The sequence below is a fragment of the Pseudomonas sp. TAA207 genome, assembly GCF_001529285.1.
Classification (GTDB): Bacteria; Pseudomonadota; Gammaproteobacteria; order Pseudomonadales; family Pseudomonadaceae; genus Aquipseudomonas; species Aquipseudomonas weihenstephanensis.
The window spans coordinates 200026-212233 of the sequence record NZ_LLWJ01000068.1; the positions used below are offsets into that span (position 1 = coordinate 200026).

At 55.8% G+C, this 12208-nt stretch carries 7 protein-coding genes; all 7 read left to right on the forward strand.

Annotated elements, in window-relative coordinates:
- The first annotated feature begins 62 nt into the window (after positions 1-62).
- The 7 genes from AP059_RS15370 (at position 63) to AP059_RS15400 (ending at position 12171) form a co-directional block, all read left to right on the forward strand.
- A complete protein-coding gene (locus tag AP059_RS15370) occupies positions 63-878 on the forward strand; it encodes an alkaline phosphatase family protein (protein ID WP_059764251.1) in 816 nt (271 codons plus the stop codon).
- Positions 875-1711 (forward strand): ABC transporter permease, encoded by an 837-nt coding sequence (locus tag AP059_RS15375; protein WP_059764253.1) that lies wholly within the window; start codon positions 875-877, stop codon positions 1709-1711. The genes AP059_RS15370 and AP059_RS15375 overlap by 4 nt, the downstream gene beginning before the upstream one ends.
- The gene (locus AP059_RS15380; RefSeq protein WP_059764255.1) at positions 1698-2498 is read left to right on the forward strand and encodes an ABC transporter permease; all 801 of its coding nucleotides are present in this window, start codon (positions 1698-1700) and stop codon (positions 2496-2498) included. The genes AP059_RS15375 and AP059_RS15380 overlap by 14 nt, the downstream gene beginning before the upstream one ends.
- Positions 2495-3484 carry an ABC transporter ATP-binding protein gene (locus AP059_RS15385; protein ID WP_059764257.1) on the forward strand — a complete coding sequence of 330 codons (990 nt, stop codon included), beginning with the start codon at positions 2495-2497 and terminating at the stop codon, positions 3482-3484. Before AP059_RS15380 ends, AP059_RS15385 begins: the two co-directional genes overlap by 4 nt.
- A 34-nt stretch (positions 3485-3518) precedes the next feature.
- The gene (locus tag AP059_RS15390) at positions 3519-4172 is read left to right on the forward strand and encodes an HAD family hydrolase (protein ID WP_059764259.1); all 654 of its coding nucleotides are present in this window, start codon (positions 3519-3521) and stop codon (positions 4170-4172) included.
- A 156-nt stretch (positions 4173-4328) separates the two neighbouring features.
- Positions 4329-8294 (forward strand): RCC1 domain-containing protein, encoded by a 3966-nt coding sequence (locus AP059_RS15395; RefSeq protein WP_059764262.1) that lies wholly within the window; start codon positions 4329-4331, stop codon positions 8292-8294.
- A gap of 358 nt (positions 8295-8652) precedes the next feature.
- On the forward strand, positions 8653-12171 hold the full coding sequence (locus AP059_RS15400) for an Ig-like domain repeat protein (RefSeq protein WP_059764264.1): 3519 nt from the start codon (positions 8653-8655) through the stop codon (positions 12169-12171).
- The last annotated feature ends 37 nt before the right edge of the window (positions 12172-12208 follow it).

Here is a 12208-nt window from a genome sequence, read left to right on the forward strand (position 1 = left end):
GCCGCCTTCGCCAGCGCCTACGTGGCCGGGAAGCACCTGTCCCCCTGTTTGCGGAGTCGTACATGAAACACAACGTGATTCTGGTGATCCTCGACGGTTTGAATTACGAGGTCGCCCGCCATGCCATGGGCCATCTGCAGGCGTATGTAGGTGCCGAGCGCGCCGCCTTGTACAAGCTTACGTGTGAGTTACCTGCGCTATCGCGCCCGCTCTATGAGTGCATCCTCACGGGCGTGCCGCCCATCGAGAGCGGCATCGTGCACAACGCTGTTTCGCGCCTGTCCAACCAACGCAGCGTGTTCCATTACGCGCGTGAAGGCGGACTGAGCACCGCCGCCGCGGCCTATCACTGGGTGAGCGAGCTGTATAACCGCTCGCCATTTGTCATCGCGCGTGATCGTCACACTCAAGCGCCCGACCTGGCGATTCAATACGGGCATTTTTACTGGAGCGACCACTACCCCGACTCGCACCTGTTCGCAGATGCCGAACACCTGCGTACGCAGCACGCTCCCAATTTTTTACTGGTGCACCCGATGAACATCGACGATGCCGGTCACAAACACGGGCTGGACTCTGCGCAATACCGCAACAGTGCGCGCTCGGCCGACATCATTTTGGCCGACTACCTGCAAGGCTGGCTGCAGGCGGGTTACCAGGTTTTGGTCACCGCCGACCACGGCATGAACAACGATCGCTCGCACAATGGCTTGTTGGACGAAGAACGCCAGGTGCCGCTGTTTGTTCTGGGCGATGCGTTCAGTTTCAACCCGGATGTTGAGCCCAAACAAATCGAACTGTGCGGCACCGTGTGCGAGCTGCTGGGCGTTGCCCATGACAAACCGCTGTGCCGCGACCTGTTGAGGCCCGCCGTATGAGCCGAGGTAAATGGCTCGCGCTGTTGTGTCTGGTGCCCTTCGCGGTGTTTTTTATCGTGTTCCAGATCGCGCCGCTGGTGTGGGTGTTGATCCACAGCGTGCAATCGGAAGACAGCGGCTGGGGCCTGGCCAATTTCAGCAAGATTTTCAGCTCCAGGTTTTACTTGCAGGCGATCCAGCACAGTCTGGAGATCAGCTTTTGGTCCAGTGTGTTTGGCATTGTGATTGCCGTGCTCGGCAGCTATTCATTGCGCAAAGTGGATTCGCGCCTGCGCAATTTCGTTAACGCCTTCGCCAACATGACCAGTAACTTCTCCGGAGTGCCACTGGCGTTTGCGTTCATCATCCTGCTGGGGTTCAACGGCAGCATCACGATCATGCTCAAACAGGCGGGGATCATCGAGGATTTCAACCTTTACTCGAAAACCGGGCTGATCATTTTGTACACCTACTTTCAGATTCCACTGGGGGTGTTGCTGCTGTACCCCGCCTTCGATTCGCTGCGTGAAGACTGGCGCGAGTCAGCCTCCTTGCTGGGCGCCAACAGCTGGCAGTTCTGGCGCTTCATCGGTCTGCCCGTGCTGACCCCCGCCCTGCTCGGCACCTTCGTGATTTTGCTGGCCAATGCGCTGGGCGCTTATGCCACGGTGTACGCACTGACCACGGGTAACTTCAACGTGCTGCCGATTCGGATAGCCGCAATGGTGTCGGGTGACATCAGCCTGGACCCCAACATGGCCAGCGCTCTGGCGGTAATTCTGGTTGGGCTCATGACCTTGGTCACGCTGGTGCACCAGTGGCTGCTAAAGAGGACCTACCATGTCGCGCGCTGAATCTGCGTCGGGCAGTGTGTACCACCGCTGTGTGGTGTGGCTGTTGTTTCTCATCCTGCTGCTGCCGCTGCTCGGCACGCTGGTTTACTCCATTGCCAGCAGTTGGTCGGCGACCATTTTACCCAGCGGTTTCACCTTCAAGTGGTACAGCCAACTCTGGGGTGACCCGCGCTTTTTGACCGCCTTTGGCCAGTCGTTGCTGGTGTGTGTGGCCGCACTGGTGCTGTCGGTGGTGCTGATTTTGCCGCTGCTGTTTGTCGTGCATTACCACTTCCCCAAACTCGATGCGCTGATGAATATCCTGATCCTGCTGCCCTTCGCTGTGCCGCCGGTGGTGTCATCCGTGGGGTTACTGCAACTGTATGGCTCCGGCCCGCTGCAAATGGTCGGTACTCCGTGGATTTTGATCGGCTGTTACTTCACGGTGGCGTTGCCGTTCATGTACCGCGCCATCACCAACAACCTGCAAGCGATCAACCTGCGAGACCTGATGGATGCCGCGCAACTGCTGGGCGCCAATACGTGGCAAGCCGCATTTCTGGTGGTGCTGCCCAACCTGCGCAAAGGCTTGCTGGTGGCACTGTTGCTGTCGTTCTCATTCCTGTTCGGCGAGTTTGTATTCGCCAATATCTTGGTCGGCACCCGCTACGAAACCTTGCAGGTGTTCCTGAACAACATGCGCAACAGCAGCGGGCATTTCACCAGCGCGCTGGTGATCTCCTACTTCCTCTTTGTATGGGTGTTGACCTGGGTTGCCACCTTTCTGAACAAGGACAAAACCCCATGAGCTTCGTCAGCGTCGAACACCTGCAAAAGAGCTACGCCTCCACCCCGGTGTTCAGCGACATCAATTGCAGCATCGCCCAGGGCGAGTTCGTCACCCTGCTCGGCCCTTCGGGTTGCGGCAAGTCCACCCTGTTGCGCTGCATCGCGGGGCTGACGCCGGTGGATGATGGCAAGATCCTGCTCGATGGCGAAGACATCGTGCCGCTGAGTCCGCAAAAGCGCGGCATCGGCATGGTGTTCCAGAGCTATGCGCTGTTCCCCAACATGACCGTCGAGCAAAACGTCGCCTTCGGCTTGCGCATGCAAAAGGTCAAGGCCACTGACAGCCACAAGCGCGTGGCCGAGGCCCTGCAACTGGTCGAGCTCAATGACTTTGCCAAGCGCTACCCGCATCAGTTGTCTGGCGGGCAATGCCAGCGTGTGGCCCTGGCCCGGTCGCTGGTCACCCGCCCGCGCCTGTTGCTGCTCGATGAGCCGTTGTCTGCGCTGGATGCACGTATTCGCAAGCACTTGCGCGAGCAAATCCGGCAAATTCAGCGTGAACTGAACCTGACTACGATCTTTGTCACCCATGACCAGGAAGAAGCGCTGACCATGAGCGACCGTATCTTTCTGATGAATCAGGGACGCATCGTACAAAGCGGTAATGCACAAACCTTGTATGCCGCACCCGTGGATGCGTTTGCGGCAGGCTTCATCGGCAATTACAACCTGCTCGACCCCGAGGCGGCCAGCCGTCTGTTGCAACGCCCGGTCAGTAGCCGTATCGCGATTCGCCCGGAAACGTTGGGCTTAAGCCTGCACGGTGAACCCGATGCACTGATCCGCAGTCACAGCCTGCTGGGCAATGTGATTCGCTATCGCGTCGAGGTACGCGGCGTGGAGTTGATCGTCGATGTGCTCAACCGCTCACCGACCGATCTGTACCCCGACGGCCAACGCGTGGCACTGTCCATCGATGCAGGCACCCTGTGTGAGGTAGCCTGATGTTCTTGAATTCACTGAAAAGAGAGCTGCGCTGATGGCCTTGGCAATTTTTGATCTGGACGAAACCCTGATTCATGGCGACTGCGCCACCCTATGGAGCGAGCAAATGGGCCGCCTGGGCTGGGTCGATCCTACATCCTTCATGGCGCGCAATAACGAATTGATGGCAGCGTACAGCCGGGGTGAACTGGCGATGGAAGACTTCATGGCCTTCAGCCTGGAGCCGTTGATCGGCCGTACACCTGAGGAGGTCGCACATTTGGTCGAGCCGTGGGTAGAGGACCGCATCGAGCCGATCATTTTCAGCGATGCCTGCAAAGCAATCGCCGATCATCGCAAAGCCGGTGACCGGATTCTGGTGATCTCGGCATCAGGTACGTATTTGGTGAAACCGATTGCTGAGCGTCTGGGTATCGATGAAGTGCTGGGTATCGAACTTGAGGTCAAGCATGGGGTGTATACCGGGCACACTGTCGGCACCCTGACCTACCGCGAGGGCAAAATCACGCGTTTGCTGGAGTGGCTGGACGCCGAGGAAGAAAATCTGGAAGGCGCGAGTTTTTATTCCGATTCGCGTAATGATTTGCCGCTGTTGAAGAAAGTCGATCATCCGCATGTTGTGAATCCTGATCCGGTGTTACGTGAACACGCGCAACAGGCCGGGTGGCCGATTCTTAATTGGGTTTAACCGCCTCCCGCTTCGACCAGGGCCCGGCTGGCGCCCCACGGCAAGGCCCTTGAGCACAGGGGGAAACCTAGGTTCACTGTCATTTCTGACAGTAGCGCAGCCTTGGCATTGAGTATGAAATGACTCCAGTCATCACGACAATCTGGAGCCGTCACAATGCATACGCCACTGACCACCCTTCAACCGATAGACATTCCTGGCTCAACCGGTGCTCTAGACAGCGGTGAGTTGGGTATCAATATTGCCGCCGCGCAAAAAAACTTCCCGGACAGGGGCCTGCAAGTTCGGATTAACCCCTGGACTAACATGGCACCCGGCGACAGGCTTAATGTCATCCTGACGGATAACAGTGGCCCCGTTATCGTGGCTAGCAAAAGCATTAATATCGGTGAAGAGAATCAGATTGTTACTGCTTTTATTGCGTCTTCACGTCTTAAAGAAGGCTCTTATAGCATCAGCTATAACGTACTGCGCACAGGGGCCTCAACGCCCGAACCCTCGGTCCCGGTAGATATCTACGTCAAACTGACACTGCCAGGCGGCCAGGATCAGAATGGTGACACCCCCGGCCATTCGGCACTGCTCTTTCGCTTACCCGAAGAGGTTATCGCGAACGGCGTCGATAAAGAGATGGCAATGGCGGGCATCAAAGTCACCATCCTTCCTTATATGCACATTACCGAGCTGGATATTATCGACTTGATCTGGGGCTCGCAGCACATCAGGCACGAGGTGAGCAATGCGCAAGCTGAAAACCCGATACAGAACCCTATTGAAATAGTCGTCGATTATGAAACGATTCTCGCTGCCGAGGATTCGGATGAGTTACCGGTGGCCTTCGAGGTCTATGACCTTGTTGATAACCAGTCTGAGGACTGGAGTGCAGAACAACGTATCGTGGTGGATACCGCGAGCAATCGGCTACTACCCCCCATTCCTAGAAAACTGGTGAATGGCAACACTCTGGATCTAGACCTGCTTGAGGGCGAAACCACGGATGTGGCTGTGGCCTGTTTTCCACCTGCATTTTCCAGTGGGGACAATTTAGTTCTGACACTCAAGGGCACCACGATAGCCGGCGTCGCCGTGTTAGAAACCTACCCACAGCGCATCGAAAATGTCCCTAGTGTTTATGACATCCCTGTTTCCGTTGCTCTGCTGCGCACGTTAGTCAAAACGACCGTCTCGTTTTCCTATGAGCTGACCAAAGGCAATGGCTCGGGGACATTTAAGTCCAAGGCCACTTTTGCCATAGTCACAGGACAGCCTTACCTGCTTAAAGCCCCGACAGCTATCGACGCATCGGCGGGCGCGCTCGACCCTGACCTGATCGAGACCACCATCGAAATCCCATTCGACGCGTCCATGAACGCCGGTGATTCGATTGACTTGCAATGGCTCGGCACACTGCCCGACGGCAGCATCTATTTACCAAAACTGCGGCCGCACTTGATTACCGGTTCAGAGTGGTCTGCCCAACAACCCATCAATATGTATATTGACGGGCAGCATCTAAAGCTTATCGAGGGGGGAACGCTAGAGCTTTTTTACATACTGATGGGTAGTGATTCCGAACGTAAATCACTGCATACCGCCCGGTTGAATGTCGGCGAACCCCGTGCAGAGTTGCCTGCACCTCATGTCGACAAGGTGGATGGGGTCATTGATCCTGAGCTGTTTCCGCGCGGCGTCACACTGATTGTGCCGATGTATAACGGCATAGAGGCTGGCGACACCGTGCATTACAACTGGGTCGGCTCCAAAACCGGCAAGACCGAAGACTGGATCAAACTCAACAGCAGTTCGGCTACGCGCGAAATTCCTTTTCAGATCGCCAAAGAACACGTCACACCCAATCTGGGCGGCACGATTGAAGCGTCTTATTGGGTTGAGCGCGCCAACGGTGATGTCAGCCAATCCAACATCTTGCCCCTGAGCGTGGGCGAAGCTCAAAGCGAACTGCTTACCCCTGCCTCTATAGAAGGGGTAGTCGAGGGCGGGGTTCTGGACCTGAAAGGAATTGGTGAAAAAGGCGAAGTCATTGTCACGATAGAACCCTGGATAAGTTCTCCTGAAGACCCCAATAACGAAATGAATCCGGGGGATCAGGTATTTATGACGTGGACGGCTGCCAATGGGGCCGCTCCCTACACTGATTACCGGTCCATTAGCGGGAGCATGGACAATAAACCTGTGCTTTTCTATGTTCCCTATGCCGACGCCATCAAGTTTCTTGACGCGACTGTAACCGTGACCTATAGCGTGGACCCGTATGACGCTGAGGCTGATGACAGAACATCGGCACCCTTGACGTTCGTGGTCAGCCTTGCTGAGAGCCAGTTACCGGCGCCGCAGATCAAGGAAGCGAGGGGTGACATCCTCAATCCTGGTGACGCGCGCGAGGGGGCTACGGTTCTGATTCAAAAGGCCGGCCTCAAAAAGAACGACCAGGTCACTCTTGAATGGAAAGGCCAGCCTGGCAGTGGCACGGTGTCGAAACATAAAACCGTGAGCCAGGATGGTGAAGATCTTGAAATCACGGTCGAGTACGCGACGGTTGTCGCCAATGACGGATTCGATATTGAACTGTTCTACAGCGTAGCGCGTGCAGACGGCTCGCCGCAGGATCCTTCGGCGAGCGCAGAATATAGCGTCATGAGCACGGTCGGCTCAGGTGTGATAAAGGTGATGGGCGCGCGCTACAACCGCAGTACCTCTCGGGCATATAGCTCATCGCAAATATTGATGGCTTTTAACGCCAACACTGACCAGCCCCTTACGGCTCAATGGCAGTATCAGGGTGATACAGCGTGGGTGGCTGCCTCCGTGTGGCGCGACACTGCGCCCTGGAAAGTCCTTCACGTGCGCACCACAGATGATGCCGTCAATTTAAATCCGGCCAACATTGTTGGCTCCGGCCATGAGAGCTATACCTCAACCTACTCGGCCTTCGTCGCTCATCGCAACAAAGGCGCCATGACTGGCTGGGGCCACGGGAGCAGTGGAGGCGACATTCCGTCGACCATCATCACCTATGACGATGTCGCCGAAGTCAGTTGCACCCACAGTGCTTATGCAGCACGCCGGCTAGACGGACGCGTGGCGGTCTGGGGAGCTCCCGGCGAGGGCGGTTCTTATAATTTACCGTTGTCGGACTTTGTAGAGGTCATCCCCAATACGGTTGCTTTTGCGGGGATTAAAACCGACGGCAAGATCGCGGCATGGGGCACCGTAGCGAATGGGGGTCAAGTTCCCCCTAAGCTCTCGGAGTATGACGACTTTCGTCATCTGTACGGTTCCGGAACCGCGTTCGCCGGTCTGCGCAACAATGGCGCAGTGGTTGCCTGGGGCGCTGCCGGCATGGGAGGGACCGTCCCAACCGACATCGCTGGACTGACGGACATCAAGCAAGTTGTTGGCAATTACTACGCGTTTGCAGCGGTACGTGCAAACAAACGCATCGTAGCCTGGGGCTATGCTATTTATGGTGGTGCCGTCCCGGCAATCATTGCAAGCCTCGATAATGTCGATTACATCGCTAGCGGAAACTTCTATGCCTTTGCCGCGCTGCTTGAGACGAAATCTGTGGTGGCATGGGGAGCTTCCGCGTATGGAGGAAGCGTCCCCTCCGACATCGCCAGTTTGACTGATATCGTATCGGTTGTGAGCACTTGGTCATCATTCGCGGCGATCAGGGAAAACGGCCATGTTGTGGCCTGGGGCGGGTCTGTCAATACGGGCGGAACGGTGCCAGCCAGCATCGCGCAGTTGGACGATATCGTACAGGTGGCCGGTAACAGCAACGCATTTGCGGCCTTGCGTAAAAACGGCAGGGTGGTGGCATGGGGGCTGGCATCTACCGGTGGGGATGTATCGCCTGTGGCCTCGCACCTGACCGATGTTCAAGCGATATACGCCAACAACAATGCCTTCGTAGCCCTGACCTCCGACGGCCGTGTCGTGACATGGGGGGATCCGACCGGTGGTGGCAACAGCAGCGCTGTCCAGGAGTTCCTCAAAGATAAAGTCACCTACAAAGCCACAAGCGCGTCACGTGGCCGTGGGCTGATGGCTAACCGCTGGTTGCTTAAGCACACGTCGTCCAAACCTCAACCCCGCTGATTCATCTGCATTTAACCGTTATTCCGGCGCGCCTGCGGGCCGCCGGATCAGTTAAAGAAGCCAGAGATCAGCGATGTCGAGGCTCCATTTTTGCGTAAAAGCGCGAGTCAGCAGCCGTCACAGATGCTCGTCTGGGTGCGTGATTGAACCCTGCGTATTATTTCAATTGCGCGATCAAGCAGTGGCATCACGACTATCTGCTGTACCTCTCGTTTACAGCGGGAGGCCATAACCATGATTGGAAGCTCCCCCCCTCCTGTGCCTGGCTGCACAACAACGCCAACAGGACTCAGGCGTTAGTTCACACCTAAGTCCACTTCAGAGCGCAACACAAAAACATCGCCTCGAGGATAAGACAATGACTCGATTTACAACTCGCCTGTTCCCGCCTGTAAACCAGGACAACTCGACACTTACGTTGCGCCCGATCCTGATTTCAGGTTTGGCTAGACCGGTCGTGGATGCTGATGGCGGGATAGGACACAGTGTGGTTTATGGCAGTTCGTTCGGCCTGCTCTGCGCGATTGACCCCTACAACATGATGAGCACCAACGACAGTATTGATATTTACTGGGGCGCAGGTAACAAGATCGCCACGCGGCGGGTGAGTGCCTCCGAAGTTGATACGCGACTGTTTCTCTATCTGCCAGAAGACAAAATCGTACCCGGCCTGATAGACGATGTGTATTACACGCTGAACCGCGTTAACCCCACAACACCTCCCGAAGACTCCATCCCCCTCACCTTACTGGTCAAGCTCGATTTGCCCGGCGGCCCAGACGGCGATCCACATCTTCCCGGACATTCAAAATTGAAGAAGCCGGGGCTGCCCCAGGATGTCATCGACAACGGGGTCAGCGCCGAATGGGCCAGCAGAGGCGTACCCGTCGTGATAGAGAACTATCCCGGGAGATTCCGCCGCGATACCGTGCAATTGAAATGGGGAACTGTTTTTCTACGTCGGCCAATCACGCCAGCAGAAGCCGCCGGTACTGCACCAGTCACTGTATTAGTCGATCAACAAACGATTCTCTCCGCAGGCGATACCAACCAGCTGCTCGTGGAGTATCAAGTATTCGACGAGGTGTGGAATTTCTCCGAGGACTGGTCGAAAAACACCAAGGTGGCAGTGGAGGCCGGCGGCTGGCGCCTTGATGCGCCCATCATCAAGAATGTCAACGCGGCCGGCATCATTGATTTCGAACAGCTTGGTACGGCGGATGTGATTGTTCAAATCGTTGTTCGCGCCAGTGATTTCGGCCCCGGCGATTCAGTCATCATGAGCTGGCTAGGGACATCCATGAATGGCGCTATCGTCCCTCACGAAGAACGCTTTGACGGTTTCAATATCCCCTCCGTCATTGACGCGAGGGTGCCTAACGCCAAAATCAAAGACATTATCAAAGGGTCCGCCGTGGCCTCTTATATGGTCATGCGAGGCAATGGCGATCCGCCCGTCTCCTCAAAAAGGGCCTTCGCCAAAGTCATCGGTGAGACTAATCCGTTGGCCGCGCCCTCTATTCTTGAAGTCGTCGGGGACACTCTGGAACCCTCGAATAATTGGGCAACGGTACAAATTCCTGCGTCGCAATTGATCAAAGCCGGCGACACTCTCGACGTCATCTGGCTGGGCACCACCGCCAGCGGTAACCCGTATGTTCATGAAATCCAGCACTCCGTGACCAGTAACGAGGCAGGCAAAGTCCTCACCCTGTATGTGGAACCTGAACACTTCACAGGCCTGGCAAACGGGAAACTGGATTTATCGTATACCGCCTTCAACGATGATCGTGTGCAGACATTCGGTACCAGCAAATCGGACCATTTACTGATAAACGTGGGCGAATTACGTCAGGAATTGCCTGCCCCAAAAGTTGAACAGGCGCCTGATGATGTACTAGAACCTGAGTGGGTCCCCAACGGTGCGGATGTACGGATTAATTACCTGGGCACTGAGCCAGGCGATGTCGTGACCTACTATTGGACCTCTTTTTCGCCAGAAGGAACCGTCAGCGACTGGATACCCATCACGATAGGATCTGCTGGCAAACCTGTGGGCTTTCACGTGCCGTACTCATACATTGAGGCCAGCCGAGATGTAGGTGCCAAAGTTCGCTACAACGTGCTGCAAGCCAGCAATGGGTTATACCGTTACTCCGCTACTTTGCACTTGAGAGTGGAATCAGATAAAGCCCCCATCATTGCTTCGGTCCAGGACTCTAACGGCACAGATATCGTCAATGGTGGCACCACCCGCGACACACACCTGAGAGTGTTTGGGACAGGCCGCGCCAGATTCAAAGTTGAAGTGTTCGACGGTGCCAACTCACTGGGTGAAGCCGCCGTTGAACCATCAGGAAAATGGAGCCTGGAACCGGGCACGCTAAGCGTGTCCAGCCACAGCTTTACCGCAAAGGGGCTGTATGGCGAGCAATTGATCTCTTTGCCGTGGACGCTCACCATCGAGGAGCCGGTTTTTCCTGCCATTACCTCGCTCAGGGATTCAAATAATCTGGAGATCCCTAATGGTGGGGCCACGACGCAAACCCAGCTAAGACTGGCTGGCACAGCATTGGCGGGTGCAACGGTTGAAATTTTCGATGGCATAAAATCTTTGGGCCAGGCCCTCGTAACTAGTGCCGGAGAATGGGTGTACACACTTAGCGGGCTGACCCTGGCAGTGCACAACATCACCGCCAAAGGCCTCTACGATAACCAACCCACTTCAGCCGTCTGGTCATTCACCGTCACAGACGAAGTCGTACCACAGATCTCTTCAGTCAGGGATTCTAGCGGGGTAGCTATCGCCAATGGCGGTAGCACCAGCGACACCAGCGTGACAGTAAACGGCCGTGCAGAGGCCAGTAAAAGCGTGGAAATCTACGATGGCAGCACCGCCAAGGGCAAAGTAAACGTTAACGCCGCTGGTATTTGGACTTACACACTCAACGGACTGGCCTCGACGGCGCACAGCCTCACGGCAAAAGCGTTGTATGGCAACGCCTTATCCTCTGCACCGTGGACCTTTACCGTGACCGTCCAAATAGTGCCTCTCATCAGCTCAGTCAAGGATTCGGGAGGAACAGAAATCCCCAACGGCGGTACAACGACGTCTACCAGTTTCACAGCAGCCGGCACGGCAATGCCAAGTGAGAAAGTGGAGATCTTTGATGGCGCCACGACCAAGGGAGTGGCAAACGTAGACTCAAACGCAAACTGGATCTATTCACTGCCAGGGCTGGCTACGGGATCCCATAGCATCACAGCCAAAGCGCTGTACGGGAGTGGCCTTACTTCAGCCGCACGGGCTTTTACTATCTCAGTGGCCACGCCGCCACTCGTCATCGATAACGGTGACGCACGTTTGTCCGGGCATATTTATATTTTCCCGCAAGGACAGGTTCAATCTCAGCACGGCTCCGGCAACTCACTGACTCGCACCCCCAGCAGCGGTGTTCCCCCTTACACCTATTACTCATCCAATACAGACGTTGCGAAAGTCGACTCCAGCTCCGGGTACGTCCGTGCATTCGGCAACGGGCAATCCAACATTACTGTGCAGGACAGAGCGGGACAGCGGCAAACCTATCGCGTCATCGTTTCAGGTGTCACCCAGATCCTGTATGCAGGGAGTGGATCACAACCCTCATTAACCCGATTCGCGCAGTCAAAAGGAGGCTGGTTACCGTCGCGCGGCGACATGTCCAGGATTTACCAAACGTTCGGGGGAAGTGGTTTTCCCTTTGGCGGACCACTCTGGACCTCAGACGAGGCGCTCTTCTTCCCTAAAAAGTATTGGGCCTACAACTTACTGAACGGTTCCACCTTCGCTTACTTTGACTTTGTTAAGTGGGAAGCACTGTACTTGAAAAAATAAACCCACACTGCCCCTGAACGCCTCATCCGAGGCGTTT

What these genes read in the sequence shown, in the direction of transcription:
- AP059_RS15370 (WP_059764251.1), top strand. Translation starts at nt 63, where the DNA reads ATGAAACACAACGTGATTCTGGTGATCCTCGACGGTTTGAATTACGAG.
- AP059_RS15375 (WP_059764253.1), top strand. Translation starts at nt 875, where the DNA reads ATGAGCCGAGGTAAATGGCTCGCGCTGTTGTGTCTGGTGCCCTTCGCG.
- AP059_RS15380 (WP_059764255.1), top strand. Translation starts at nt 1,698, where the DNA reads ATGTCGCGCGCTGAATCTGCGTCGGGCAGTGTGTACCACCGCTGTGTG.
- AP059_RS15385 (WP_059764257.1), top strand. Translation starts at nt 2,495, where the DNA reads ATGAGCTTCGTCAGCGTCGAACACCTGCAAAAGAGCTACGCCTCCACC.
- AP059_RS15390 (WP_059764259.1), top strand. Translation starts at nt 3,519, where the DNA reads ATGGCCTTGGCAATTTTTGATCTGGACGAAACCCTGATTCATGGCGAC.
- AP059_RS15395 (WP_059764262.1), top strand. Translation starts at nt 4,329, where the DNA reads ATGCATACGCCACTGACCACCCTTCAACCGATAGACATTCCTGGCTCA.
- AP059_RS15400 (WP_059764264.1), top strand. Translation starts at nt 8,653, where the DNA reads ATGACTCGATTTACAACTCGCCTGTTCCCGCCTGTAAACCAGGACAAC.